Origin of the sequence: Zoogloea sp., assembly GCF_017302315.1 — a bacterium.
Taxonomy (GTDB): domain Bacteria; phylum Pseudomonadota; class Gammaproteobacteria; order Burkholderiales; family Rhodocyclaceae; genus Zoogloea.
Map to the genome: position 1 here is coordinate 20,066 of NZ_JAFLDT010000007.1, position 25,683 is coordinate 45,748.

At 66.1% G+C, this 25,683-nt stretch carries 21 protein-coding genes; 11 read left to right on the forward strand and 10 right to left on the reverse strand.

The genetic code is table 11. From position 1 onward, the window contains the following. Positions 1-9: 9 nt before the first annotated feature. Positions 10-1,884, forward strand: coding sequence for a potassium transporter Kup (locus tag J0L98_RS03945; protein WP_296410230.1), 1,875 nt, complete (start codon positions 10-12; stop codon positions 1,882-1,884). Positions 1,885-1,983: 99 nt separating this feature from the next. After that, on the forward strand, positions 1,984-3,066 hold the full coding sequence (aroG, locus tag J0L98_RS03950; RefSeq protein ID WP_296410231.1) for a 3-deoxy-7-phosphoheptulonate synthase AroG: 1,083 nt from the start codon (positions 1,984-1,986) through the stop codon (positions 3,064-3,066). Between the two features lie 293 nt (positions 3,067-3,359). Here aroG and J0L98_RS03955 read toward each other — a convergent pair whose 3' ends face one another. The 3 genes from J0L98_RS03955 to J0L98_RS03965 form a co-directional block, all read right to left on the reverse strand. After that, the gene (locus J0L98_RS03955; RefSeq protein ID WP_296410233.1) at positions 3,360-4,424 is read right to left on the reverse strand and encodes an acyltransferase; all 1,065 of its coding nucleotides are present in this window, start codon (positions 4,422-4,424) and stop codon (positions 3,360-3,362) included. A gap of 452 nt (positions 4,425-4,876) precedes the next feature. Next, positions 4,877-5,737, reverse strand: coding sequence for a formate dehydrogenase accessory sulfurtransferase FdhD (fdhD, locus tag J0L98_RS03960; RefSeq protein WP_296410234.1), 861 nt, complete (start codon positions 5,735-5,737; stop codon positions 4,877-4,879). Between the two features lie 85 nt (positions 5,738-5,822). Continuing rightward, complete coding sequence (locus tag J0L98_RS03965; protein WP_296410235.1) at positions 5,823-6,791, reverse strand: helix-turn-helix domain-containing protein; 969 nt, start codon at positions 6,789-6,791, stop codon at positions 5,823-5,825. A gap of 289 nt (positions 6,792-7,080) precedes the next feature. On the opposite strand from J0L98_RS03965, the gene eat reads away from it, so the two are divergent. The 6 genes from eat (at position 7,081) to J0L98_RS03995 (ending at position 13,249) form a co-directional block, all read left to right on the forward strand. Then, on the forward strand, positions 7,081-8,469 hold the full coding sequence (gene eat / locus J0L98_RS03970; RefSeq protein ID WP_296410236.1) for an ethanolamine permease: 1,389 nt from the start codon (positions 7,081-7,083) through the stop codon (positions 8,467-8,469). A 191-nt stretch (positions 8,470-8,660) separates the two neighbouring features. Continuing rightward, the gene (locus J0L98_RS03975) at positions 8,661-10,043 is read left to right on the forward strand and encodes an ethanolamine ammonia-lyase subunit EutB (RefSeq protein ID WP_296410237.1); all 1,383 of its coding nucleotides are present in this window, start codon (positions 8,661-8,663) and stop codon (positions 10,041-10,043) included. 12 nt (positions 10,044-10,055) lie between these two features. Beyond that, positions 10,056-10,856 (forward strand): ethanolamine ammonia-lyase subunit EutC, encoded by an 801-nt coding sequence (eutC, locus tag J0L98_RS03980; RefSeq protein ID WP_296410239.1) that lies wholly within the window; start codon positions 10,056-10,058, stop codon positions 10,854-10,856. A 44-nt stretch (positions 10,857-10,900) separates the two neighbouring features. Then, a complete protein-coding gene (locus J0L98_RS03985; protein WP_296410240.1) occupies positions 10,901-11,749 on the forward strand; it encodes a TorF family putative porin in 849 nt (282 codons plus the stop codon). A gap of 226 nt (positions 11,750-11,975) precedes the next feature. After that, positions 11,976-12,533 (forward strand): cold shock domain-containing protein, encoded by a 558-nt coding sequence (locus J0L98_RS03990; protein ID WP_296410242.1) that lies wholly within the window; start codon positions 11,976-11,978, stop codon positions 12,531-12,533. 296 nt (positions 12,534-12,829) lie between these two features. After that, positions 12,830-13,249: a BLUF domain-containing protein gene (locus J0L98_RS03995; protein WP_296410243.1), complete on the forward strand. Its 420-nt coding sequence runs from the start codon at positions 12,830-12,832 to the stop codon at positions 13,247-13,249. Here the strand turns inward: J0L98_RS03995 and J0L98_RS04000 are convergent. From J0L98_RS04000 to J0L98_RS04025, 6 genes are all read right to left on the reverse strand, one after another. Then, positions 13,246-14,559 carry a GGDEF domain-containing protein gene (locus J0L98_RS04000; protein WP_296410244.1) on the reverse strand — a complete coding sequence of 438 codons (1,314 nt, stop codon included), beginning with the start codon at positions 14,557-14,559 and terminating at the stop codon, positions 13,246-13,248. The two genes, J0L98_RS03995 and J0L98_RS04000, sit on opposite strands and share 4 nt — an antisense overlap. A gap of 217 nt (positions 14,560-14,776) precedes the next feature. Further along, positions 14,777-16,423, reverse strand: a complete 1,647-nt coding sequence (gene lldP, locus J0L98_RS04005) for an L-lactate permease (protein WP_296410245.1) — start codon at positions 16,421-16,423, stop codon at positions 14,777-14,779. Positions 16,424-16,600: 177 nt separating this feature from the next. Beyond that, a complete protein-coding gene (locus J0L98_RS04010; RefSeq protein ID WP_296410246.1) occupies positions 16,601-19,381 on the reverse strand; it encodes an FAD-binding and (Fe-S)-binding domain-containing protein in 2,781 nt (926 codons plus the stop codon). 75 nt (positions 19,382-19,456) lie between these two features. Further along, positions 19,457-20,917, reverse strand: coding sequence for a LutB/LldF family L-lactate oxidation iron-sulfur protein (locus J0L98_RS04015; RefSeq protein ID WP_296410247.1), 1,461 nt, complete (start codon positions 20,915-20,917; stop codon positions 19,457-19,459). After that, positions 20,914-21,588: a lactate utilization protein gene (locus J0L98_RS04020; protein WP_296410249.1), complete on the reverse strand. Its 675-nt coding sequence runs from the start codon at positions 21,586-21,588 to the stop codon at positions 20,914-20,916. Before J0L98_RS04020 ends, J0L98_RS04015 begins: the two co-directional genes overlap by 4 nt. Then, a complete protein-coding gene (locus tag J0L98_RS04025) occupies positions 21,585-22,406 on the reverse strand; it encodes a (Fe-S)-binding protein (protein ID WP_296410250.1) in 822 nt (273 codons plus the stop codon). The genes J0L98_RS04020 and J0L98_RS04025 overlap by 4 nt, the downstream gene beginning before the upstream one ends. Before the next feature lie 272 nt (positions 22,407-22,678). Here J0L98_RS04025 and J0L98_RS04030 point away from each other — a divergent pair, with 272 nt between their 5' ends. From J0L98_RS04030 to J0L98_RS04040, 3 genes are read left to right on the forward strand one after another with little or no spacing between them, the layout of a single operon-like run. Further along, positions 22,679-23,500, forward strand: coding sequence for an FCD domain-containing protein (locus tag J0L98_RS04030; protein ID WP_296410251.1), 822 nt, complete (start codon positions 22,679-22,681; stop codon positions 23,498-23,500). Positions 23,501-23,535: 35 nt separating this feature from the next. Then, positions 23,536-24,864: a leucine-rich repeat-containing protein kinase family protein gene (locus tag J0L98_RS04035; protein WP_296410253.1), complete on the forward strand. Its 1,329-nt coding sequence runs from the start codon at positions 23,536-23,538 to the stop codon at positions 24,862-24,864. After that, the gene (locus J0L98_RS04040) at positions 24,861-25,022 is read left to right on the forward strand and encodes a hypothetical protein (RefSeq protein ID WP_296410255.1); all 162 of its coding nucleotides are present in this window, start codon (positions 24,861-24,863) and stop codon (positions 25,020-25,022) included. The genes J0L98_RS04035 and J0L98_RS04040 overlap by 4 nt, the downstream gene beginning before the upstream one ends. A gap of 165 nt (positions 25,023-25,187) precedes the next feature. Here J0L98_RS04040 and J0L98_RS04045 read toward each other — a convergent pair whose 3' ends face one another. Continuing rightward, positions 25,188-25,604: a hemerythrin family protein gene (locus J0L98_RS04045; RefSeq protein ID WP_296410257.1), complete on the reverse strand. Its 417-nt coding sequence runs from the start codon at positions 25,602-25,604 to the stop codon at positions 25,188-25,190. Positions 25,605-25,683 lie beyond the last annotated feature (79 nt).

Here is a 25,683-nt window from a genome sequence, read left to right on the forward strand (position 1 = left end):
GAGTGAATAATGAATAGCTCGAACACGGATTCCCGAACCAGTACCGCAGCACTCGCCCTGGCCGCCCTGGGGGTGGTCTACGGCGATATCGGCACCAGCCCCCTGTATGCCTTCAAGGAGGCCTTTGCCGGTGCCCACGGCATCGACCCCACGGAGGCCAACGTGCTGGCGACCCTGTCGGCCTTTTTCTGGGCGGTGCTGGTGATCGTCTCCCTCAAATACGTGTGGGTGGTGCTGCGCTTTGACAACGAGGGCGAAGGTGGGGTGCTGGCCCTGACCGCCCGGGCTCACCGGGACGCCCCGACGCCGCTGTGGGCCAAGCTCGCGGTGGGGGCGGGCATCTTCGCAGCGGCCCTGTTCTATGGGGATGCCATCATCACGCCGGCCATATCGGTACTCTCGGCGGTGGAGGGCCTGAGTGTGGCCACGCCACATCTGGAGCACTACGTGGTGCCCATCACGGTGGGCATCCTGGTGTGGCTGTTCATGATCCAGAAGCACGGCACCGGGCAGGTCGGGCGTTTTTTCGGGCCGGTCACGGTACTGTGGTTCGTTACGCTGGCGGCGCTCGGTGTGGCCAGCATCGTCGAGACGCCGGAGGTGCTGCGGGCGGTGGATCCGCGTTACGCCATTGCCTTTGCCATTGCCAAGCCCCACGTGGCCTTCATCCTCCTTGCCGCCGTGTTTCTGGCGCTTACCGGCGGCGAAGCCCTGTACGCCGACATGGGGCACTTCGGCCCCCGACCGGTGCGGCTGGCCTGGTACGGCCTGGTGTGGCCGTCGCTGATGCTCAACTACTTTGGCCAGGGGGCTCTGGTGCTACGGGCACCCGTGTCCATCGAAAACCCCTTCTACCTGCTCGCGCCCGACTGGTTCCTGCTGCCCCTGGTGGGGCTCGCTACCCTGGCCACGGTGATCGCCTCCCAGGCCACCATCACCGGCGCCTACTCCATGACTCTGCAGGCCACCCGGCTGGGTTACCTGCCGCGCCTGCGCATCCTGCACACCTCCGACACCGAGCGCGGGCAGATCTACGTGCCCATCGTGAACTGGCTGATGCTGGTGTCGGTGATCATCCTGGTGCTGGAGTTCCGCTCCTCCGGAGCCCTGGCGGCGGCCTACGGCATCGCCGTGTCCGGTACGATGATCATCACCACCCTGCTGACGGTCTTCATCCTGCTGGTCTCGGATGTACGCGGGCGCATCGGGCTGCTGGCCGCCATGGCCCTGTTCGGCAGCCTTGAGCTGCTGTTCTTCAGCTCCAACCTGACCAAGCTCGGCGAGGGCGGCTGGATGCCCATGGCCCTGGGTGCCGGCATCTTCCTGATGCTGACCACCTGGAAGGAGGGCAGCCGTCTGCTGGCCGAGCAGCGGGGCTGCATCGACGTGCCCATGGCGGGCTTTATCCAGGGCCCCCTACCCGACGTGCCACATGTGTTCGGCACCGCCGTGTATCTCACCTCCGAGCCCTCGCTGGTGCCCAGCGCCCTGTTCCACAACCTCAAGCACTACAAGGTCATGCACGAGCGCACCGTGTTCCTGCATGTGGTGAATGAGGAGGTGCCGCGTATCGACGACCGGGACAGGGTCACGGTGACCCGACTCGCCGAGGGCATCTACAACGTGGACGCGCGCTTCGGCTTCCGCGAGGAACCCGACGTGCCGGCGGCCCTTGCCCTGGCCGGCCCGCTGGGCCTCGAACTGGAGCCGATGACCACCACCTACTTTGTTGCCCGTTCGACCGTGGTGGATGGCCCCGGCAAGATGCCGGCGTGGCGCTGCGGGCTCTTCGCCTGGATGATGCGCCAGTCGGAAGGCGCTGCCACCTACTTCAAGCTGCCCGCCAACCAGGTGGTGGAATTGGGGACTCAAGTCATGCTCTAGCTGTGACGGCGGGTGTCCCGCTGCGTCTGCCATGGCCGCGGGCAGGGGCCATGGGCTAGAATCATCGACTCACTCAAAAGCAAGCCGACAGGATTGACCATGCACGCCTCCTCGAAAGTCCATATCGACGATGTCCGGATCAAGGACATCAAGGAACTGGCCCCGCCCATCCACATGCTGCGGGAATTCCCGGCCACCCCCAAGTCGGCGGAGACGGCTTTCGAGGCGCGCGCGGCCATCCACCGCATCCTGTTCGGCGCCGACGACCGCCTGCTGGTGGTGATCGGCCCCTGCTCCATCCATGACACCGATGCGGCCATGGAATACGCCCGCCGCCTCAAGGCCGAGGCCGACCGCCTCAAGAACGACCTGCTGGTGGTGATGCGTGTCTACTTCGAAAAGCCCCGTACCACCGTGGGCTGGAAGGGCCTCATCAACGATCCCTTCATGGATGGCAGCTTCCGCATCAACGACGGCCTGCGCCTTGCCCGCAAGCTGCTGTGGGAAGTGAACGAGCTGGGCCTGCCCGCCGGCACCGAGTTTCTCGACATGATCACCCCCCAGTACATCGCCGACCTGATCTCCTGGGGTGCCATCGGTGCCCGCACCACCGAAAGCCAGGTGCACCGGGAGCTGGCCTCCGGGCTGTCCTGCCCGGTGGGCTTCAAGAATGGCACCGACGGCAACATCCGTATCGCCGTGGACGCCATCAAGGCCGCCCAGTCGCCCCACCACTTCCTGTCGGTGACCAAGGCCGGGCACTCGGCCATCGTGTCCACCGGCGGCAACGAGGACTGTCACCTGATCCTGCGTGGCGGCAAGGGCCCCAACTACGATGCCGCCAGCGTCGATGCGGCCTGCAAGGAGCTGGCCTCGTCCGGCGTGCCGGGCAAGCTGATGGTGGACTTCTCCCATGCCAACAGCCGCAAGCAGCACAAGCTGCAGGTGGACGTGGCCCGTGACGTGGCCGGCCAGATGGCCAATGGCGAAGACCGCATCATCGGCGTGATGGTCGAGTCCCACCTCAAGGAAGGCCGCCAGGATCTGAAGCCCGGTGTCGAGCTGGAGTACGGCAAGAGCATCACCGATGCCTGCATCGGCTGGGAAGACAGCCTCACCGTGCTCGACGTCCTAGCCGAAGCGGTGCGTCAGCGCCGCGTGAAGCGCGCCGATGTGGAGTAAGCGCAGCGGATTGTGAGATTCATGCAGGGCGGTCCTGGCCGTCCTGCCGCATTGATTTCGAAGTGATTGCCTGATTCGTCAGCGGCAGCCATCCCGTGGATGCCGAGGGCAAGAGGGCTTGGGGCAAGGCGGACAATTGCCTGCAGCAAGCTCGATATGCCAAGCGCACCCAGAGCGCACCATTCCCGGGGATGCTCTCTGTCGGGATGTACCGTTCCCTGCCATCCCTATCATTGCCATGCCCCCGTCTTGCACGCGTTCGGGTGCCTCTCAAGCGCCCCATGACGTGGGTTCTAGTGTTGTTGTGCGGTTTGAACCGGAAGCCACGATTTCCAGTTTCTGTTGAGCCATGTACGGGATGGCTTTTCAACAAGGTGATACGACAATAGAGAAACGATCATGGCACAGGCCAGCGCGCTGTAGGGGCCGCCAGGAAAGATGGCCTTCGTTGAATAGAACGGTTGTTGCCATAGGTAAATCGAGAAGGAACACAGGCCAGCCAGGCGCAGGGCCTGGGAGGACAGTAGCGTCTTGAACCAGGAGCGGGTTTCGGGCAGGTGATTTACTGCGAAGGCCAGCAGGGCCGGTGACGCCATGGGCTGCATCCACCAGCGGCCTCCCTGGCTCAGGAACATGGCGAGAATCAGCGACAGCACGGGGAGCCAGGGCGGGACGTATTGCCTGACTCGATCGCATACCAGGCGATACCCGGCGGACATGAGCAGGAATGACGCGGCAACTTCAGTGCCAAGCGAGCCCCAGAATGGCGCGTTGCTGCCAAGTCTCACGTAAACGAAACCGATGACAATGCACGCCGCCCCGCATGCGATCAGGAAAGGTCCTTCGCGCCTCTTGAGAAAGGGGAGCAGCGTGAGAAAGCTCATGAAGATGTAGGAGTGCTCTTCGATGTTCAAAGACCAGATATGACCGATGGGGATCTCTGTCTTCCAGATTCCGGGGTATGGAAAATAGGTGCGAGCGAAAAGTAGTGTCGAGATGAATTCGTTCCACGAGAAAGCCGTGTTCCACAGGCCACTGAGTGCGAACATCGTGGTGACGAAGAGAATGAACGTGGGGAGTATTCTGCTGATTCGTCGTCTGTAGAATTTCGCGAGGGCTTGCCTCTCGATGAACAGCAGGTTGCTCATGAGCATGCCCGACAGGGCGAAGAACATGCATACGCCAAAGCGGCCAAGATCGACCGGAATTGGCAAGGCGATGAAGTGTCCTTGGAGCACGCAGAGTATTGAAACCCCTCGCCAGCCATCAAGGTAATCCGTGCGTGGCGACGTTTCCGTATCAATGGTATTCACAGCTCCCTTCAGGTTGGGTCTCGTGACGTCGTGCTGTTGGGGCATGGGTGTCTGTCGTCTGGTGCGGTGTGTATGGCTGCGGTTTACGAGCGGATCCGTCACCCGAATCCCGTCTGTCACCGTTGTGAAGGTTTTTTACGATCAACGGTAGCGCCGATTCTGCCCGTTACACGCAAAAACACAAGGCGGGTCTGGCGTCGTAGCGTCCTCGTTCAATTCGTTGGCTTCGGGGAGGTGGCCGATATTGTCAGGCCACGTCTGATCCGGAACCGGAGGCGTTGTTGCTCAGATGGGGCTGATGCAGGTGGGACGGTGCTCCCGGTTTCAGAGAAGGCGTCCGCCAATGAGGCGCCCAATGCGTGGGGGGAGTCTGGGGTTGTGCCATCGGGGGGGGGCGGGGCCGAGGAGCATGAGGGCGGTGATTGCCGGGGTTGTCCCGGGCGGGGAGCTGTGGCGGCCGGGCTCGCGCTCATTTGAACGCGAGGCGTAAAGCTGAGTCAGGTTTTCAGATTGGCCGCCAGCCCCAGCCCTGCCGGGTGGCTGTAGACCACCAGCCGCTCGCCGCGGGCGAAGCCGGCCAGGGTGACGCCGGCGTCTGTGGCCAGTCTGACGGCCAGGGCCGTGGGGGCGGAGACCGCCACCAGGCAGCCGATGCCCAGCATTGCCACCTTCTGCACCATCTCGTAGCTGGCCCGGCTCGACACCAATACGAAGCCGCCGGAACGATCCGAGCCCGCCAGGTGGCCGAGAAGCTTGTCGAGGGCGTTATGGCGCCCCACATCCTCACGCAGGGCGAGGATGTGGCCGTCGCGGCTGATCCAGGCGGCGGCATGCACGGCCCCGGTGAGCTTGCGCAGGTGCTGCCAGGCCGGCAGTTCCGCCAGGCCGGTGGTGACTGCGGTGACGGGGATGGGGGGGAAGGCGGCGACCGGTGCCAGCGGGCGGGCCAGCGCATCCAGGCTTTCCACCCCGCACAGACCGCAGCCGGTGCGGCCGGCCAGGGTGCGGCGACGTGCCTTGAGCGCGGCGAAACGGCTGGAGGCGATCTCCAGGCGCAATTCGATCCCGTTGGCAGTGCTGGCGCATTCCAGGTCGTAAAGCTCGCTACGGCTTTCGAGAATGCCCTCGCTGAGGCTGAAACCCAAGGCCAGATCTTCCAGATCGGTCGGGGTGGCCAGCAGGACCGCGTGGGAAATGCCATTGAATACCAGCGCCACGGGCACTTCCTCGACCGCCTCGTCGAGGCAGGGCCGCATGTCGGGGCCGTCCACCCGCAGTACCGGCACGGGCCGTGAGGCGGGCTGGGTGGTGGGTTCAGGAGGCTCCGGCAGCGGTGGGGAGCAGGACAGATCAGTCATTGAGGCACTCTTTTGCGGGGCGAGGGGCTTCCCCAATTGTAGCCACGCCGCCGGGTGCGGACCGGAATTTGGCTTGCCCGGGAGGTCAGGCGTGGCGCAGGGATTCCGACGGCAGCTCGCCGAACAGGCGACGGTAGTCCCGGGCGAACTGGCTCATGTGGGTGAAACCCCAGTCGTAGGCGATGCTGGAGATCGGACGGAGGCCGCTGCCATGGCGCAGCTCACGGCGGACCGCGTTGAGGCGCAGGCTGCGCATGTAGGCCACGGGGGGCATCCCGGTGACGTCCTCGAAGCAGTTCTGCAGGGCTCGGCGGCTCAGGTGCAGGTGGGCGCACAGCTCCGGAATGGTCGGCGGGTGCTCCGGGTTGTCGAGCACGTACTGGCGAACCCGGTCCACCGTTGCCTGATGGATCAGGCGGGTCCGGCGGGTGGGCACCGGCTCCGTGTCGTGGCTCAACAGCGCGTCGGCGAGGGCCGAGAAGATGCGTTCCTGCAGTGCCTCCGCATCCGGAAAGTCGGGGTGGTGCGCATCGGCGAGGACGCGGGCCAGGGTGGCACACAGGCTTTCCTTGCGGCCGGGCGCCAGGTTGCGCACGTCACCCTGCAGGAGCAGGCGATCCAGATCCTGGCGGGCGGCCCGGTCCAGATAGTCGGCAAAGGCCAGGCGGTCCACCACGACGCCGAAGAGGTTGAAATCCGGTGCCGTGAGAAGGTCGAACTCGGCCCCGCCGTCGCGGATGCAGACCGCCCGGGAAGACAGGGGTTTGCCGCCGAGGGACATCATGCCGTCCCGCGCCGCGGGAATGCCGAACCACACCGATCGTGGCCAGGCGGCACAGGTCTGGCGAAGGGCGCGGTTGGCCGTTTCCATGAAGACCTGGCTCTTCGGTAGCCACAGTTCGGTCACGGAGCCTTCAAAGCTGCCCGGCGAGAGCTGGTCGTAGCGCTGATTCCATTGGGAGAGATTGTCAGCCTGTTCGTCCGCATCCCGGGCCCGGGTCACACGCCGCAGGGGCCAGGCATCGGTATCGGCGGGGAAGACGGGCAGGGGCATGGCGGGCATCCGGCGAGCGATCGTCCCCTTGAGTAGCAAGCCGCGTACCGCCGGCGAAAGGCCTCGCGGGGCGCGCATCCCCAAGCTGCCTGCGGCGATGGGGTGCGACGAAATTACCCCTGTTGGTGCATCGCAGCGCTCGACGGCACATTACTGGTGCAGGCCATGCCGGCATTGTTGCTCCTGTTTTGCTGCGATGCCAAAAATTGCTACTGGGGTGCTGAAACTTGATAGATGCACCCGGGGAGTGTGGGCCACGATTCATCCATCTAGTTTCCTGGAGTGAATCATGAGTGCATCCAAGCAACCCGCCCACGGCCTTTCGGCCACCCTGGGCACTTGGCAGTTGTGGGGTATCGCCGTCGGTCTGGTGATCTCGGGCGAGTACTTTGGCTGGAGCTTCGGCTGGGCCTCGGCGGGCACCCTCGGCTTTCTCGTCACCACCGTCATGGTGGCCGTCATGTACGGCACCTTCATCTTCAGCTTCACCGAGCTGACCGCCAGCATTCCCCACGCCGGTGGTCCCTTCGCCTACAGTTACCATGCCTTCGGCCCCACCGGCGGCTACGTGGCGGGCATGGCCACCCTGATCGAGTTCGTGTTTGCCCCGCCGGCCATTGCCCTCGCCATCGGCGCCTACCTGAATGTGCAGTTCCCGGCCCTTGATCCGAAAGTCGCCGCTGTGGGCGCCTATATCGTCTTCATGGGGCTCAACATCGTCGGGGTGACCATTGCGGCCACTTTCGAACTCTTCGTGACCCTGCTCGCCATCTTCGAGCTGCTGGTGTTCATGGGGGTGGTGGCGCCGGGCTTCTCCCTGGCCAATTTCACCAAGGGCGGCTGGGCCGGGGCCGACGAGTTTTCCCTCGCGGCGATTCCCGGCATCTTCGCGGCCATTCCTTTCGCAATCTGGTTCTTCCTCGCCATCGAGGGTGTTGCCATGGCTGCCGAGGAGGCCAAGGATCCGAAGCGTTCCATCCCCATCGCGTATACGGCGGGCATTCTGACCCTGGTTGTGTTGGCCATGGGCGTGATGGTGTTTGCCGGTGGCGTGGGCGACTGGACCAAGCTGGCCAACATCAATGACCCGCTGCCCCAAGCCATGAAGACCATCGTGGGCGAGTCCAGCGGCTGGCTGCACATGCTGGTGTGGCTGGGCCTGTTCGGGCTGGTGGCCTCTTTCCACGGCATCATCCTGGGCTACTCACGCCAGATCTATGCCCAGGCCCGTTCCGGCTACCTGCCGGCCTGGTTCGCCGAAGTCCACCCGCGCTTCAAGACGCCCCACCGGGCCATTGTGGCCGGTGGGGTGGTGGGCATCGCCGCCATCTTCAGCGACGAGCTGCTGTCCTTCGGTGGCCAGAGCCTCACCGCCAACATCGTCACCATGGCGGTGCTCGGCGCCCTGCTGATGTACGCACTGAGCATGGCGGCCCTGTTCAAGCTGCGTGCCAGCGAGCCCGGCCTGCCCCGTCCCTACAGGGTGCCGTTCTACCCGCTCTTTCCGGCGGTGGCGCTGATCGGAGCACTCATCTGTCTGGTCACCGTAGCATGGTTCAACCCCCTGCTCACGGGTCTGTTCGTGCTCATCCTGGCCCTGGGCTACGGCTACTTCCAGCTTACCCACAAGCAGCGGGAGGCGCTTCCCTTCGCCGCGCTTGCCAAGGCCGAGGGCTGAAAGTAGCTGACTTGATCTACCGTGCGATTCGAGTTCGCCCGGCGATGCTCCCCGTGCGAACTCGAATCGCAGGACTTCGCCACAAGCCCTGAGCGTTGGCACAGAAACTGCATCCGTGCTGCCTGCGCCGGCCCGGTACGGGAGGCCGGCGCAGGCAGCAGATGCGGGACGCTCACAAACAAAGAAGACCCATGAACTACGCCTGCACCCTCGGACTACGTCGCCACGTGTTTGGTGACCTGAAAACAGTGCTGGCCAAGGCCAGCCCGGCCCGCTCGGGTGACATGCTGGCCGGCGTGGCTGCGGCCTCGGAAGAGGAACGCATGGCCGCCCGCATGGTGCTGGCCGACTTGCCTCTCGATCGCTTCCTGCAGGAGGCGGTCGTGCCCTACGAGGATGACGAGGTGACGCGCCTGATCCTCGACGGGCACGACACCGCCGCCTTCGCCCCGGTTGCCGGCCTGACGGTGGGGGAGTTCCGCGACTGGTTGCTCTCCGATGCGGCCGACGGCGCCAGCCTGCAGGCCCTCGCTCCGGGCCTTACCCCGGAGATGGTGGCGGCGGTGAGCAAGCTCATGCGCAACCAGGACTTGATCCTGGTGGCCGCCAAGTGCCAGGTCATCACGCGCTTCCGCAACACCCTCGGGTTGCCCGACCGCCTGGCGGTGCGCCTGCAGCCCAACCACCCCACCGACGACCCGCGGGGCATCGCGGCGTCGATGCTCGACGGCCTGCTGTACGGCGTCGGAGATGCGGTGATCGGCATCAACCCGGCCACCGACAGCCTGCCCGCCATCACCACCCTGCTGCGCCTGATTGACGATTTTCGCGAGCAGTACGCCGTGCCCACCCAGAGCTGCGTACTGACCCACGTGACCAACACCCTCCGCGCCATTGAGAAGGGCGCCCCGGTGGATCTGGTGTTCCAGTCCATCGGCGGCACTGAGTCAGTGAACCGCAGCTTCGGCGTGAGCGCCGCCCTGCTCGACGAGGCCAACGCCGCCGCCCTGGCCCTGGGCCGCGGCAGCGTCGGCAACAACGTGATGTACTTCGAGACGGGGCAGGGCAGTGCCCTGTCGGCCAACGCCCACCATGGTGCCGACCAGCAGACCCTGGAGGCCCGCGCCTATGGCCTGGCCCGGCGCTATCGGCCGCTGCTGGTGAACACCGTGGTCGGCTTCATCGGGCCGGAATACCTTTACGACGGCAAGCAGATCATTCGTGCCGGGCTGGAGGATCACTTCTGCGGCAAGTTGCTGGGCCTGCCCATGGGCTGCGACATCTGCTACACCAACCACGCGGAGGCCGACCAGGACGATATGGACACCCTGCTCACCCTGCTGGGGGTGGCCGGCATCAACTTCATCATCGGTGTGCCCGGGGCTGATGACATCATGCTCAACTACCAGAGCACTTCCTTCCACGACGCCCTGTACGTGCGCAAGGTGCTCGACCGCCGCCGCGCCCCCGAGTTCGAGGACTGGCTGGAGCGCATGGGCATTGCCGACTTTCGCGGCGATCTGTTGCCCCAGGGCGAGCAGCAGGCCCTGCTGGCCCTGGCAGCCACGCTGTAAGGGGAGACGTCCATGGGCAAGCCCGCCATCCTCACCCCCGACCCCTGGCTGCGCCTGCAGGGCCTGACCCGCGCCCGCGTGGCCCTGGGCCGCGCCGGGGTGAGCCTGCCGACCCGCGAAGTCCTGCGCTTCGGCACCGCCCACGCCCAGGCCCGCGACGCCGTGCACCAGGCCCTGGACGTGGCCACCCTGCAGGCCGACCTGGCGGACGTCGGTTTCACCAGCCTGGCCGTGCACAGTCAGGCCACCGACCGTGGCATGTACCTGCGCCGCCCCGACATGGGCCGCAGGCTGGCGCCGGACAGCCTCGCCCTGCTGGGCGAGCAGGGGCGGCGTCTGTGGTCGCTGCACCCGCCCGTGGCCGTGGTGCTGGCCGACGGCCTGTCGTCCCTTGCCACGGCCCGCCACGGCCTGCCCCTTTTGCAGGCCTTGCTGCCCTACTTTCCGGATCTGCCCGGCCTGCCCGTGATCATCGCCAGCCAGGCCCGCGTGGCGCTGGGTGACGAGATCGGGCATGCCTTGGGCGCCGCGCTGGTGGTGGTCATGATCGGCGAGCGTCCCGGCCTGTCGTCGCCCGACAGCCTGGGCCTTTACCTTACGGCCCGACCCCGGCCCGGGCTCACCGACGCCGAGCGCAACTGCATCTCCAACGTGCGCCCGGAAGGTCTGCCCTATGCCGACGCCGCCCGCAAGCTCGCCTTCCTGATGGCCGGCGCCCACAGGCTGGGGCGGACCGGCGTGGACCTGAAGGATGACAGCGATGCCGCGCCAGCCCTGACCGACTCCCCGTACCCGGGCCTCGCCTCACCCTAGGTTTCCATCCCGATTTACCTGCCATCCCATCCAAGGAGAAAACCATGTCCCATACCGTCCTGCGTGCTGCTGCCACCCTGTGCCTTGCCTGCACCGCCTGGGGGGGCACCCCGGCCCTGGCCGCTGAAGGCGAGTCTGCCTGGACCGTTCCGGTCAGCCTCAGCCTGGTGAGCGACTACATCTTCCGTGGTCAGACCCAGACCTGGGGCAAGCCCGCCCTGCAGTTCAGCGTGGAGGCGGCGCACACCTCCGGTGCCTATGCCGGCTTCTTCGCCTCCAATGTGTCCGACCACTGGCTGCCCGGCGCCGCGGTGGAGATGGACTTCTACGGCGGCTATCGTGGCAAGGTGGCCGATACCCTTGGCTACGATGCGGGTCTGATCTACTACACCTACCCGGGCGGCAACTGGACGGACTCGGTGTTTGCCGGCTACAACCGCTCCAACAGCCTCAACACCATGGAGGCCTACATCGCCCTGAGCTACGAGTGGCTCACCTTCAAGACCGGCCGCAATCTCACCGAGTACTTCGGCTGGAGCACCAATAACTCCCCCACGAACGGTGGCTTCTTCGGCGATGCCAGCGCAGGTGTCACCGGCAACACCCGGGGCTCCCACTTCTATGAGCTGAACGCGGCCTACGACGTGGCCGAAGGCTGGAACCTCAGTGGCCAGATCGGCCGTCAGGTCATCGCCCACGCCACCGGCCTCGACATCAACTACTACAAGGTCGGCATCACCAAGGCCCTGCCCGAGGGCTGGAGCGCCGGCGCCTTCTTCTCGGCCACCAGCGAGCCCGATGCCTATCGCAGCTACTACAGCCTCAACAACGGTACCTCCAAGCACGACATCGCCAAGGAAAAATTCTTCGTGAGTGTCACCAAGGCGTTCTGACCCCGATCGTCCGGGGCCCGCGGCCCGGTAGCCGGGACACGGGCCCCGCGCCCTGTTGTCCCGGCAAGGGGGTATGTCAGTAGTGCATCTTCATCGAGTGATTCAGTCCATAGAGGTTGTGTGAGGGCTTGTGACACCATGAAACAACACGAGTACCTGCCCTGCACCCATGGGCAGGGAACCCTACGGGCCTGCGGTTGGCAGCCCTCAAACGTGGTTCGTGGTCATGTCCGTGCGCATCGAAGGCTCTCTCGTCAAATGGAACAATGAGCGTGGTTTCGGCTTTATCGCGCCTGACCAGGGGGGGGCGGATGTGTTTGTTCATGCGGTCGCGTTTCCCCACGACGGCATCCGTCCATACGTAGGTGAGCGGCTCAGCTTTGAGATCGGGGTGGATGTGGACGGGAGGAGGCGCGCCCGGAATCTCCAGCGTATCAGGAGACAGGCGAAGGTCCGTCCCGAGCGCCGGCCCGCTGCGCGGAAGTGCAAGCGTGGATCGGGCCTTGCTCCGGGGCTTGTGCTGGCTCTGATCATCGCTGGCCTGGCCTACCACCTGTATGGCGAGTACAGTGCCGTCAGGCAGCTGCAGACAGCGGTCGATCCACTGGTCGCCAGGGTTGAGTCTTCCCGTTATCGCTGCGATGGACGAAGGTTCTGCTCGGAGATGCGCTCCTGTGCAGAGGCAACCTATTTTCTGCAGCGCTGCCCGGACGTGGAGATGGATGGCGACGGTAATGGCATCCCTTGCGAGCAGCAGTGGTGCTCGGGCCTGCGGACCCGCTGAGGGCTGCCTGTCTTTCGATGAAGGCGTGTTCGAATACATGGTCGGCGCGGTCGCTGATGCGCTTGGATATGCGGAACCCGCGCTCGTCCAGCATGGTGCCCGGAGACGAGATTCTGCGTAGAAGCCGCGGACTTCCTGCGGCACTGCAGGGAGATGGGCGGTAACGGGGATGGGGGGCCGTGCGACAGACTGTGGCGAGGATGTTCGGCGCGCCACAGTCTGTGACAAATAGGCCTGATTGCGTGAAACAGAAGAGCCTTTCGGGTAATATTTCCTGATTGTTTCATGGAGCAGACATGCCCTTGGTTCAACTGATTTACGTGAGCTCGGCCTGCAAGGATCTGTCCGAAGACGAGCTGTACGACATCCTCGAATCCTCCATTCGTCACAATACGCAGCAGGGGATCACCGGTGTGCTTCTGTACACGAATGGCAGCTTCATGCAGGTCATCGAGGGTGAAGAAGCCGCCATCGACGAGACTTACAGCCGGATTTGCGCTGATGATCGTCACAAGGACATTTTCCTGCTGTCCAAGGAGGCCATTTCCAAACGGGAGTTCCCGCGCTGGGCCATGGGTTTCCGTCGCCTGAGCAGAGGGGAGTTTGAGTCTCATCCGGCGTATGCCCCCTTTCTCCCGGACGGTTTTGATGCCGAACGGATTGGGGCTCAGCCTGGGGTCGCGACAGAGATGCTCAAGGAGTTCAGCGGGGCCTAGCCCATCTTCGCGCGGTACATACCGCCATCGGCATGCTTCAGCAGGGCCTCGGCGTCAGTGCCGTCGTCCGGGTAGATGGCCACGCCAATGCTCGCTTCAGTGTGCAGCGTGCTTCCACCCAGCGTGATGCCATTTCGCAGCGCGCTGCGGATCTTGTCGGCGACCGCGTCGGCATCCTTCCGGCCATGGACCTCCTCAAGGATCACCACGAATTCGTCGCCGCCCAGGCGGGCGACAGTGTCGGCCTTGCGGACACAGGCCTCCAGGCGACGGGCAATGTGCTGAAGCAGCACGTCGCCAGCGGAGTGACCCAGGGTGTCATTGACATGCTTGAAATCGTCCACATCGATGTATAGCAGTGCCATGCGGCCGCGCTTGCGCTGGCTGCGGGCCAGCGCTGTGTCGAGGCGGTCGTGGAAGAGGCGGCGGTTGGGCAGGTTGGTGAGTTCGTCGTACTGGGCAGCACGCAGCAGTTGGGCCTTGAGCTGGCCGTGTTCGATGGCGGAGGCCACCTGGGCCGAGACAAAGTGCAGCAGCTCCAGATCGGCGTCATCGTAGCGGGCGCCGACTGGGGCCTGCAGCACCAGGGCGCCGATGGTCTCCTGGCGGATGACCAGGGGCAGGATCAGCCAGGATGCGTCGCCCGGGTCATGGCCGATGGCGACCTGTACCAGGGCGTCGGTCGCGAGGTGTAACGCGGTGCCGTCGGCTATAACGCGGGCGCACAGGGCCCGGGCCCTGGCGTCGTCGAGGATGGGGGCGGAACCGCTCTCGCTGCGCTGGTATGGGAAGTCGAGCTCTCCGCTGTGGGGGTCGCGTATGGCCACGGCCAGACCCGCCAGCGCTACCCGCCCGGCGATGATGGCGTGGATCCACTCGAAGAGGCTGTCCAGGTCCGTGGCCTGGTGGGCCGCTTCGGAAACCGCGTAGGTGGCGATCTGGATGGCTTCTGCGCGTTTCTGCCGGGTCACGTCCCGGGCGACCCCGATGCGCAGGGCGTCAGTCTCGGACCAACGGGCCGACCACATGATGTGGACCACCCGGCCGTCTTTGTGGCGGTAGCGGTTCTCGAAGCCGACCCGCGGGTGTCCGGCCATCACGCGGGCAGATTCCCGCTCCGTGCGGGCACGGTCTTCAGGCAGCACGAAGTCCGCCATGGCCCGGCCGATCATTTCGTCCGGGGTGTAGCCGAGGATGCCTTCGCAGGCGGCATTGACGTAGACGATGTATCCCGCTTCATCGACGAGGAAAACGGCGTCGAGGAGCAGGCCGACACACTTGAGGAGTCGGTTTTCGAGGTGCTGTTCCATGCTGCCGGGGGATTCCTGAAGTGGCGCTTCGAAGGTGGCGCCTCGACCATAGAGTGGCCGATTCCGGGGCTGCACCGCAAGTGCTTCGCGCGCTGGAGCGAGCCCGCCGTGTGTTGCATCACGATGCGGTTGGCGGAAGAGAAAACGGCGACCGGGTGACCGGCCGCCGTCGAGGTTCCAGGGGACGTGTCGTCCCCCTCCTGAAGAAGGGTGGCCCTTACGGGATCATCCAGGTGAACACGTAGGCCTGCAGGGTGGTGATGATGCCCACCATGGTGGCAAACATCAGGCTGTGCTTGACGGTGAAGCGGAACAGGTCTGACTCCTTGCCGACCAGGCCGACCGCGGCGCAGGCCACGGCGATGGACTGGGGCGAGATCATCTTGCCTGTGACGCCGCCGGTGGTGTTGGCCGCCACCAGCAGGGTGTCGGACACGCCGATCTGGTGGGCGGTGGTGGCCTGCAGGGAGCAGAACAGGGCGTTGGACGAGGTGTCGGAGCCGGTGAGGAACACGCCCAGCCAGCCCAGGAAGGGCGAGAAGAACGGGAAGAGCACGCCGGTACCGGCCAGCAGCAGGGCCAGGGTGGCGGACAGGCCGGAGTAGTTGGCCACGAAGGCGAAGGCCAGCACCATGCCGATGGAGTAGATCGGGCGCTTCAGTTCGGAAACGGTCTCCTTGAAGGCCTTGGCGGCATCGCCGCTGCGCATGCCCAGCACGATCATGCTGATCAGGGCCGACAGGAAGATGGCGGTGCCGGTGGCGGAGAGGATGTCCAGCTTGTACACCGCGGCGTAGGGCGTGGCCTTGGCGACGATGGGTTCCATCTTGATGACCAGCTTGTCGAGCATGGGCACCGGGAACTGGAATACCAGCGAATACAGCGGGCCGTCCTTGGCAAACAGGGCCTTGAAGGGCTTCAGGCTCCAGAGGGTGACCATGATGGTCAGGATCACGAAGGGCGACCAGGCTTTGGCGATCTGGCCGAAGCTGTGGTGATCGTCCGCACCCTGCACGGCGGCGGGCTGGTTGTCGAAGCGGAAGATGCGCTTGGGCTTCCAGTTTTTCAGGAAGATGGTCAGGCAGATCAGGCTGACCAGGGCGGAGGTGATGTCGGGCAGTTCCGGTCCGATGTAGTTGGCGGTGAAGAACTGGGTGACGGCGAAGCTCAGACCGGCCACCAGAATGGCGGGCCAGGTTTCCTTGATGCCACGCCAGCCGTCCATCATGGCGATCAGCCAGAACGGGACGATGACGGATAGCAGCGGCAGCTGGCGGCCGGCCATTTGGCCGATCTTGAAGGGGTCGATGCCGGTGACCTGGCCGCCCACGATAATGGGGATGCCCATGGCGCCGAAGGCCACCGGGGCGGTGTTGGCGATCAGGCACAGACCGGCGGCGTAGAGGGGGTTGAAGCCCAGGCCGACGAGCAGGGCGGCGGTGATGGCCACCGGGGCGCCGAAGCCCGCCGCACCTTCCAGGAAGGCGCCGAAGGAGAAGCCGACGAGCAGCATCTGCAGGCGCTGGTCATCGGTGATGGAGACCACCGAGGCGCGGATGATGTCGAACTGGCCGGTCTTGACGGTGATCTTGTAGAGGAAGACCGCGGCGATGATGATCCAGGCGATGGGCCACAGGCCGTACAGGAAGCCGTAGCCGGCTGACGCAAGTGCCATTTCCACCGGCATCTTGTAGAAGAAGATGGCCACGGCCAGGGCGATGGCCACGGTGATGGTGCCGGCCACATGCCCCTTCAGGCGCAGGACGGCGAGCGCGACGAAGAAGAAGATGATGGGTAGTGCGGCGACCAGCGAGGACAACCAGAGGTTGCCCAGGGGGTCGTAAATCTGCATCCAGGGTTGCATTCGTGTTTCCTCCTTGGTGAATACGGGTGGGTGTGGTTGGTGCTGCGTGTTTCGCTGTCTTGTGGGGGCCGCTTTGTAGGGGCGACTTCAGTCGCCCTCGGACTTCGATCAAGGGCATGCTGGTGATCAACGCGCGGATGGGCGACTGAAGTCGCCCCTACGGGTGGCCGGGCATATTCAGCAGGTGGCCAGGCGGGCGGCCTCCTCACTGCACTCGTCGAGCAGATGGACGATGGAGCGGTAGGGCAGGCCGGTGGCGTGGGTGAGCCCGATCTCGCAGGTCTGGTTGCTGGAGTAGCCACCGCAGCAGCCCGCGGGCACGTCGGCGTGGAGCTTGCGCAGGGCGTGGGCGTTGAGCTCGGGCACCACGAAGCCGCGGTCGCCGCCAAAGCCGCAGCACTTCACTTCGGCGGGCAGCACCACCTGGGTGGCGCAGGCCTCGGCGAGCTTCTTCAGCTTGGCTTCGGCACCCATGCGGCGGGCGGAGCAGTTGAGATGAACCAGCACCGGCTCCGCCCTCTTGTGCAGCATCAGGCGGGGGAGCAGGGCGTCGTGGGCGAACTCCACCAGGTCGTAGACCTTCAGCCGCTCGGCCAGGAAGGTCTTCATGCGCAGGGAGCAGGCGCTGGCGTCGAGGATCACCGGGTATTCGCCGTTGTTGCTGGCCTTCATCAGGGCGGCTTCGAGCTCGGCCGACTTGCGGTCGGCGTCGGCTTCCAGGCCCTTGCTGGCGAAGGACTGGCCGCAGCACAGGCTGTTGACGTCGTCGGGGATGATGGGCGCGTAGCCGGCACGTTCCAGCACCCGGATGACGGTGGCGGAGAGAGCCTGCTCGGGGCTTTCGGCACCGAACATGCGCCCGGCGCAGGTGGGGAAATACACCACCTTGTCGCCCTGCTGGCGGGTGGCCCGGCCCAGGGGCTGGGGTTTGGGCATTCCTTCCTTCCACGCACCACCGCTGAGGCGTGACAGGGCCCGGGTGCCGATGATGCTTTCGGCCAGGTGGCCGGCCTTGAGGGCGCTGCGGGCCAGGGCCTGGGTGGCGCCGAAGTGGTTGGCAGCCACCTGGCCTAGGCTGCGGGCCACGCTGGAGAGCTTTTCGCCGCGCACGGCGCGTGTCAGGGCGCCGGTCTCGATGCCCACCGGGCAGGCCGTTGAGCACAGGCCGCAGGTGGCGCAGGTGTCCAGGCCCATGTAGAGGTAGTCCTCGGCGAGCTGGCCCGGCGCCTCGCCGGCGGCCTGGCGGCGCGACAGCTCGCGCCAGCCGACGATCCGCTGGCGCGGCGACAGGGTGAGGCCATGGGACGGGCACTGGGGCTCGCAGAAGCCGCACTCGATGCAGCGGTCCACCGGGGCGTAGAGCTGGCCGGCGGCGGGCATGGGCTTGAGGTTCTTGAGGTGGGCCTCGGGGTCGTCGTTGATGATGACGCCCGGGTTGAGCAGGCCTTCGGGGTCGAAGAGCTGCTTGATCTCCTTCATCAGGGCATAGGCCTGGGTGCCCCATTCCAGCTCGACGAAGGGCGCCATGTTGCGGCCGGTGCCGTGTTCGGCCTTCAGGGAGGCGTCGTACTTGGTGACCAGCACCGTGCACAGCTCATCCATGAAGGCGGCGTAGCGGGCCACCTCGGATTCGATGCCGAAGTCCTGGGTGAACACGAAGTGGACGTTCCCCTCCAGGGCGTGGCCGAAGATGATGGCCTCGTGATAGCCGTGCTTGGCAAACAGGTGCTGCAGGTCGAGGCAGGCGGCGGCCAGGTCGGGCACGGCGACGGCCACGTCCTCGATGATCACCGTGGTGCCGGGCTTGCGCACCGCGCCGACGGCCGGGAAAGTGCCCTTGCGCACGTTCCACAGACGCTCGATCTCGGCCGGGTCGGTGGTGAAGGCGGGGGCTTCGATCAGCGGGTAGGCGCCCAGCTCGTCGAGCACCGAGGCAATCCGCACTTGCAGATCGCCAGCCGAGGGTGCGCGGGTTTCGATGAGCAGGGCGGTGGCGCCCTCGGGCAGGGTTTTCAGCAGCGGCGGCATGCCCGGCTTGTGGGCGACACAGCGCAGGGAGGCCCGGTCGAGCAGCTCCACGGCATCCACAGGGCGCTCCTTCAGGCCCACCACGGCGCGGCAGGCGCTTTCCATGTCCGGGAAGAAGGCCAGGGCGCTGGCCTTGTGGGCATACTCGGGGACGGTCTGGTAGGTGATGCGGGAGATGAAGCCGAGGGTGCCCTCGGAGCCGATCATCAGGTGGGCGAGGATGTCCACCGGGTCGCTGTAGTCCACCAGGGCGTTGAGGCTGTAGCCGGTGGTGTTCTTGATCTTGTACTTGGCACGGATGCGGCTGGCCAGGGCCTTGTCGGCGCGCACGTCGGCGGACAGGGCGGCAAGGCGCTCCAGCAGGCTGCGGTGACTGATCTTGAAGGCCGCCACGCTGCTGCTGTCGCCGGTGTCGAGCACGGTGCCATCGGCCAGCAGCACGCGGATCGAGCCCAGGGTGTTGTAGCTGTTCTGGGCGGTGCCGCAGCACATGCCGGAGCTGTTGTTGGCAGCCATGCCGCCGATCTTGGCGGCGTTGATGGAGGCCGGGTCGGGGCCGATCTTGCGCCCCAGGGGGGCGAGGCGGCGATTAACCTCGGCGCCGATGATGGCCGGGCCCACCTGCACGGTATTGCCGTCGGTGCTGATGGTGCAGGTGGCGAGACCTTCGCCCAGCAGCACCAGCACCCCATCGGTGACGGCTTGGCCGCACAGGCTGGTGCCGGCGGCGCGGAAGGTGACGGCGCGCTGGTGCTGGCGCGCCAGCTCGACCACGCTGCGCACTTCACCCTCGTCATTGACCACCGCCACCACTTCGGGGATCAGGCGGTAGAAGCTGCCGTCGGTGCCGTAGGCAAGGCGGCGCAGTTCGTCGGTAATCACGCGGTCGGCGGAGAGCCGCTGGCGCAGGGCGTCGATGAGAGCGGACATGGCGGGTCCTCCCGTCAGGGATTGAGGTTGAACTTTTGGGGGGGATGTAGGGGCGGCTTCAGCCGCCCATCCGCACTAGCGTCGGTCTTTGACCATGTCTCGGAGCCTTCGCGGGGCGGGTTGCAGGGGCATGCGGGCCGCCGTCCAGCCGCCCTGCCGTTTGGGCGTGAAGGCGCGGAAGCGGGTGGCCAGCCAGCTGAAGGCCCTATAGCTGCCGGGGCGGGCATGGACCCGCGCCCACATACGCCACACGAAGCTCACCAGTGCGCTGTGCCCGGCGCCCTGACCCACCATGGCCGGGTTGGCGTGGGGTTCGCTGTTGGCTTCGCCGCGCAGGCGGATCAGCAGTTCGGGGATGGGGATCTTCACCGGGCAGACTTCGCCGCAGGCACCGCACAGGCTGGAGGCGGTAGGCAGCAGGTGGGTCTGCTCCAGCCCCATCATGTGGGGCGAGACGATCTTGCCGATGGGGCCGGGGTAGGTGGTCCCGTAAGCATGACCGCCGATCCGGGTGTAGACCGGGCAGTGGTTCATGCAGGCGCCGCAGCGGATGCATTGCAGCGTCTTGCGCAGTTGTTCGTCGGCGTAGGCCTGGCTGCGGCCGTTGTCGAGGAGCACCAGGTGCACTTCCTCCGGGCCGTCCTTGTCTTCGCCCCGGCGCGGGCCGGAAATCATGTTGAAGTAGGTGGACACGGCCTGGCCGGTGGCCGAGCGGGTGAGGATGGAGAACAGCGGGGCGACGTGCTCCAGCTTCTCCACCACCTTCTCGATGCCGGTGATGGCGATGTGCACCTTGGGCACGGTGGTGCACATGCGGCCGTTGCCTTCATTCTCGACGAGGCACAGGGTGCCGGTCTCGGCCACCGCGAAGTTGACGCCGGAGAGGCCGACGTCGGCGATCTCGAACTTCTCGCGCAGCACCCGGCGGCCGATCTGGATCAAGGCATCCACGTTGTCGGTGTAGGTGACACCGGGGATGTGCTCGGCGAACAGCTTGGCGATCTGCTGCTTGGTCTGGTGGATCGCCGGCATGATGATGTGGGAGGGCTTCTCGCCGGCGAGCTGGACGATGTATTCGCCCATGTCCGATTCGAGGGCACCGACGCCGGCGGCTTCCATGGCGTGGTTGAACTCGATCTCCTCGCTGACCATCGATTTGCCCTTGACGATCAGCTTGGCCTGATGGCGCCGGGCGATGTCCAGCATGATGGCGTTGGCTTCATCGGGGGTCTCGGCCCAATGCACCTGCACGCCGTTGCGGGTCAGGTTGGCTTCGAGTTGTTCCAGCAGATCGGGCAACTTCGACAGGCTGTACTGGCGGATGGACTCGGACAGGCTGCGCAGGGAGTCCAGTTCGTTCGCATCGGGAAACTGGGCGGCGCGCTTGGCCATCAGGAAGTCCATGGCGCCACGGAAGCTGGTGCGCAGGTGTGGGTCGTTCACCGCGTCATGCATGCGCGCCCGCAGGGCCTGGGCCGAGACGAACGCGATGGGCTGGCCGGCGTCCTTGCCGGCGGTGTTGGCCTGGGCGCTCATTGCACGTCTCCTTCGGCGTTGATGACCAGCACGATCAGCTCCTTCGGGCCGTGGGCGCCGTAGGCCAGGGTTTGCTGGATGTCGGCGGTCTTGGACGGGCCGGAGATCAGCAGGGCGTTGGTGGGCAGCCCTGCCGCCCAGTTCTCGCTCACCAGGGCGTCGTAGAAGGTGGGGTGGATGTGGGCCGCGTCAAGCAGGGCGAAGTGGATCGGCGGCACCAGCGACAGGGTGCGCGGCTCGTCGGCGGACGACCACAGGATCAGGCTGCCGGTCTCGGCGATGGCGCCGCGGGTTTGGGTGAAGCCGGCGTCCACCGTGTGGAACAGGTCGGCCTTGATGTCTTCCACCTGACCGGCCCAGGGGCGCAGGGTGGTGCCGGCAAACGTCGCGGGATCCAGGCGGCGGCCGGCCGGGGTTTGAGCCCCGAAAAGGAGGGTGCCCACGCCCTTGTCGGCGCACAGGCGGGCAAGCAGGGCAGGCCAGTCGGCCTCGGTGCTGACATGCACATCGGCGTGGAAGCCTTCGATGCCGGTGCGGAAGCGGGCCAGCCGTTCGGCCTTCGATTCGTTGTGGGCCCGGGGCGCGTAGTGGGCGTCGAGGGTGGGCGCCGGTAAGGCCTGAGCGGGCTGGGTGCCGCGCAGCTTGGCGAGGATGCGGTCGCGGGCGCTCATGTCGTGCTTCCTCCGGTGCGGCGGAGCAGGAAGGTGGCCAGGTGCTCGCCGGGCAGGGAGGCGCTGGCACGGCCGGCGTCCTGGTCTTCCCGGGCGGCGCGCTGGGTGATGTTGAGCATGCAGCCGCAGTCTGCGGTCACCATCTGGCAGGCGCCGGTGGCCTTGATGGAGGCGACCTTGTCGCTGACCATGGCGGTGGAGACGTCCGGGTGCTTGAGGGAGAAGGTGCCGCCGAAGCCGCAGCATTCCGACTCGTGATCGTGGATGGCCAGGGTCACGTTGCCCAGGCGGGCGAGCAGTTCGCGGCCCACCAGCAGGGTACCCATCTCGCGGCGGGCCGAGCAGGAGGTGTGCAGCGCCACGGTAAGCGCAGGGCCCTGGTCGGGGCGCTTGAAATCCAGCACATGCACCAGAAACTCGGCGAACTCGAAAGTGCGTTCGGCGATGGCGGCTGCCCGGGCCTTGAGGGCCGGGTCGTTGGCGACGACCTTCTCCCAGTTCCAGCGGATCATGCCGCCGCAGGAGCCGGAGGGCACCACGATGGGGTAGTCGCCGGGAAACAGGTCGAGCTGGGATTCGACCACCTGGCGGGCTTCGTCCGGGAAGCCGCTGGTATATGCGGGCTGGCCGCAACAGGTCTGGTTGTCGGGAAAGATCACACGGATGCCTTCGCGCTCCAGCAGGGCGATGGCGTCCATGCCGGCCTCGGGCACGAACATGTCCACCAGGCAGGTGGCGTAGAAATACACCGCAGCGGGGCGGGGCGGGTAGCTGCGCGTGGCATGTCCGGCGCCCGCAGCCTCGGGGGCTTTGCTCATGTCTCCTCCAGTCCTGCCGGCGGGCGACGGGGGCGTCGCTGCGGCGATCGGCTATCAGTATTTGATTGATTCCGGTAAATTGGTAAGACCAATTGATCGGATGGGTGAAAATTTACGCTCTGGCTCGACGCACGTCAATCCCGGGTTTACCTCAAGGGACTGATTTCATGAGTTTCCACGGGTAAACCTCTAGCGCTGGGGGGTGTGCCGTGCTTGTGATCGGCCCTGAGGACGCCGTAAGATCTGGTCTTACCAATTTGAGTATCAAGCCCATGGCCAACGGCAAGCTGGCGGTGCAACGCCTTTCCGACACCATCGCCCACGAACTCGAGCGGCGCATCCTGGATGGCGCCCTCAAGCCCGGTGACCGCCTGCAGCCGGAGCGCGAGCTGGCGGTCGAGCTGGGCGTTTCGCGCCCGTCCCTGCGCGAGGCCATCCAGAAGCTTGTCTCGAAGGGCCTGCTGCACAGCCGCCAGGGCGGTGGCACCTACGTGACCGACCGCCTTGATGCGGGCTTCATCGATCCATGGCAGGAGATGTTGCGCCAGCACCCCAACATCCAGGGCGATCTGCTGGAGTTTCGCGGCATGCTGGAGTGCGAGGCCGCATCCCTGGCCGCACGCCGCGCCACCGACGCCGATCTGCAGCGCATCGATGAGGCCTTTGCCCGGGTCGAGGCGCTGTTTGCCCAGGGCACCTCGCCGGAAGTGCTGGAGCAGCAGGTGAAGGCCGACCTGGCCTTCCACCAGGCGATTGCCGAGGCGGCCCACAACGTGATGTTCGGGCACCTCACGGCCAGTCTGTTCCGCGTCATCAATGACCACATCGACCGCAACCTGCGGCACCTGCGGCGTACCGAAGGCGACTGGAAGGAGCTGCGTGACCAGCATCGTGCGATCTGGAAGGGCATCCGCAGCCGCGATCCGGCCTTGGCCTCGGCGGCGGTGCGCCGGCACATCGATTTTGTCAGCGAAAGCATGGTGGCCCGGGCACGCCACGAAGAGCGGGAGACCCGCGCCCGTGTGGCCCGCAACCTTGTTCGGTCGGCACCCCTGAAGGGGGAGGCGGCCGAGGTGGAGAGCGGATCGCAGTAGAATCGTCGTCCCTTCGCCGGCTTTCAGCACCATCCATGCATTCCCTTGAAGACCTGCGCGCCGGGCGCCTGAACGGTGCGCGGCAGCTCCGCCTGTGTGCCGGCCTGGGCGAGTTTCCCCGGGAGATTTTCGATCTTGCGGACACCCTGGAAGTGCTCGACCTTTCCGGCAATCAGCTGAGCACGCTGCCGGACGATCTGCCGCGTCTGCACCGGCTGCGCATCCTGTTCTGCTCGGGCAATCCCTTCCGGGTGCTGCCCGAGGTGCTGGGGCGCTGCCCGCAACTGGAGATGGTGGGCTTCAAGTCGTGCCAGATTGAACGGGTGCCCGCCGAGGCGCTGCCAACCCGCCTGCGCTGGCTGATCCTCACCGACAATCAGGTCGAGGTGCTGCCGGCTGCCATCGGGCGCTGTACCCGGCTGCAGAAACTGATGCTGGCCGGCAACCGCCTGCGCAGCCTGCCGCCCGAGCTGGCCGCGTGCACCCGGCTCGAACTGCTGCGCATCGCCGCCAATCAGCTCACCGGGTTGCCCGGCTGGCTGCTGCGCCTGCCCCGCCTGGCGTGGCTGGCCTATGCCGGCAATCCCTTCTGCACGGCGGCGGAGCAGGCCGCGCAGGGGGCAGATCGGGCCGATCCGGTGCCCTGGCATGCCCTGGCCCTGCAGCAGGTGCTGGGGGAGGGCGCCTCCGGAGTGATCCATCGTGCCGCCTGGCAGGACGGTGCCTACTGCCGGGATGTGGCGGTGAAGCTGTTCAAGGGCGCCGTGACCAGCGACGGCCTGCCCCTCAACGAGATGGCCGTGTGCCTGGGGGCCGGCGATCACCCCAACCTGATCCCGGTGCTGGGCCGCATCGCGGGTCATCCGGCCGACGGGCATGGGCTGGTGATGGCCTTGATCGACGCGGGCTTCCGCAGCCTCGCCGGGCCGCCCAGCTTCGAGTCCTGCACCCGTGACGTGTATGCGCCGGATGCCCGGTTCGCGCCGGGCGTGGCCCTGCGCATTGCCCGGGGAATCGCCTCGGTGGCCTGCCATCTGCACGCCCGGGGCATCAACCATGGCGATCTCTACGCCCACAACATCCTGCATTGTGGAGAGGGGCAGGCCGTGCTCGGTGATTTTGGCGCCGCGTCCTTCCATCCACCCGGCGACCCGGGGGCGGCTGAGGCCTTGCAGCGTATCGAGGTGCGGGCCTTCGGATGCCTGCTGGAGGAGTTGGTGGAGCGCAGCACGGACGGGCCGGAGGGCGGCCCGAGAGTGGCTTTGGCTCGCCTTCAGGCGCGCTGCATTGACCCCGACCCCCGAGCTCGCCCGCTGTTTGCGGAGCTCGAACAGGCTCTTGTCAGGCTTGGGGAGAGGGCGTGAAAGCAGCCTTCCTGCAGTGGATCCGTCAGCGCATCCAGGGTCGCAAGGTGCTTACGGAGATCGAGCGCGCCCGTATGCTCATCGCCGCCATCGACCGGGGCGGCATTCCGCTCAATCCTGCCCGGGTGAACGCCATCGCCCGGGATCTGGGGCTGTAGGTGTCGAGGAAGGCGCCGGTGGAGGAAACGGTGGAGCGGATCCGGGGGTGTCTGTTGCGGCACCGGGAGTGGGATCAGTGAGCGCCCATTTCTGACGTGGGGCGCGAGTGCGTCAGTGCTTCCTCCGGGCGCGAGCTCGTGCTGCCCCTGTCGGGGGGCTGATCATCAGGGGGCTGTCGTTCCGCTCCGGGAGGCGTGCAGGGGCGCATCAACGACCAGGATGTGATGGACCAGCTTGTCCTCGACCAGCACGCATAGTTCCTCACGGGACAACTGCCCGGCTTCAAAGCGGGCGACGCCCTCCGTCAGGGTGTCAAGGTAGCGCCGGTGCAGCCGGGCGTGCTCCGTCAGCTCGCCGCCGCCCTGCACGTTGAGTGCGTCCTCCTCGCGGGAAAAGTGATGAGCTGACAGTGTGGCAAAGTCGTGCACCAGGGGGCGGACCCGCGCGTTATCGGTGCAGCTCATGATCGCCCGGGCGGTCCGGGTGGCCATGACGATCAGCTGGCAGCGCGGTGCGTCGAGTGTCCTGTCGCCGATGGTGAGATCCTTGATGCGGGAGAGCAATTGGTTTTTGACGGGCATTCTGCAATTCCGCTCGCCGGAGCACGGTGTCGAGAGCTGTCCGTGAGCGTAGCGGGCAAGGAGGCCGAAACCTGTCAAA

Excerpts from the sequence above, each read along its gene's own strand:
- J0L98_RS03985 (WP_296410240.1), top strand. The coding sequence starts at position 10,901 with ATGTCCCATACCGTCCTGCGTGCTGCTGCCACCCTGTGCCTTGCCTGC.
- aroG (WP_296410231.1), top strand. The coding sequence starts at position 1,984 with ATGCACGCCTCCTCGAAAGTCCATATCGACGATGTCCGGATCAAGGAC.
- J0L98_RS04020 (WP_296410249.1), bottom strand. The coding sequence starts at position 21,588 with ATGAGCGCCCGCGACCGCATCCTCGCCAAGCTGCGCGGCACCCAGCCC.
- J0L98_RS03975 (WP_296410237.1), top strand. The coding sequence starts at position 8,661 with ATGAACTACGCCTGCACCCTCGGACTACGTCGCCACGTGTTTGGTGAC.
- lldP (WP_296410245.1), bottom strand. The coding sequence starts at position 16,423 with ATGCAACCCTGGATGCAGATTTACGACCCCCTGGGCAACCTCTGGTTG.
- eutC (WP_296410239.1), top strand. The coding sequence starts at position 10,056 with ATGGGCAAGCCCGCCATCCTCACCCCCGACCCCTGGCTGCGCCTGCAG.
- eat (WP_296410236.1), top strand. The coding sequence starts at position 7,081 with ATGAGTGCATCCAAGCAACCCGCCCACGGCCTTTCGGCCACCCTGGGC.
- J0L98_RS04025 (WP_296410250.1), bottom strand. The coding sequence starts at position 22,406 with ATGAGCAAAGCCCCCGAGGCTGCGGGCGCCGGACATGCCACGCGCAGC.
- J0L98_RS04010 (WP_296410246.1), bottom strand. The coding sequence starts at position 19,381 with ATGTCCGCTCTCATCGACGCCCTGCGCCAGCGGCTCTCCGCCGACCGC.
- J0L98_RS03955 (WP_296410233.1), bottom strand. The coding sequence starts at position 4,424 with ATGCCCCAACAGCACGACGTCACGAGACCCAACCTGAAGGGAGCTGTG.
- J0L98_RS04045 (WP_296410257.1), bottom strand. The coding sequence starts at position 25,604 with ATGCCCGTCAAAAACCAATTGCTCTCCCGCATCAAGGATCTCACCATC.
- J0L98_RS03945 (WP_296410230.1), top strand. The coding sequence starts at position 10 with ATGAATAGCTCGAACACGGATTCCCGAACCAGTACCGCAGCACTCGCC.
- J0L98_RS04000 (WP_296410244.1), bottom strand. The coding sequence starts at position 14,559 with ATGGAACAGCACCTCGAAAACCGACTCCTCAAGTGTGTCGGCCTGCTC.
- fdhD (WP_296410234.1), bottom strand. The coding sequence starts at position 5,737 with ATGACTGATCTGTCCTGCTCCCCACCGCTGCCGGAGCCTCCTGAACCC.
- J0L98_RS03965 (WP_296410235.1), bottom strand. The coding sequence starts at position 6,791 with ATGCCCCTGCCCGTCTTCCCCGCCGATACCGATGCCTGGCCCCTGCGG.
- J0L98_RS03990 (WP_296410242.1), top strand. The coding sequence starts at position 11,976 with ATGTCCGTGCGCATCGAAGGCTCTCTCGTCAAATGGAACAATGAGCGT.
- J0L98_RS04015 (WP_296410247.1), bottom strand. The coding sequence starts at position 20,917 with ATGAGCGCCCAGGCCAACACCGCCGGCAAGGACGCCGGCCAGCCCATC.
- J0L98_RS04035 (WP_296410253.1), top strand. The coding sequence starts at position 23,536 with ATGCATTCCCTTGAAGACCTGCGCGCCGGGCGCCTGAACGGTGCGCGG.
- J0L98_RS03995 (WP_296410243.1), top strand. The coding sequence starts at position 12,830 with ATGCCCTTGGTTCAACTGATTTACGTGAGCTCGGCCTGCAAGGATCTG.
- J0L98_RS04030 (WP_296410251.1), top strand. The coding sequence starts at position 22,679 with ATGGCCAACGGCAAGCTGGCGGTGCAACGCCTTTCCGACACCATCGCC.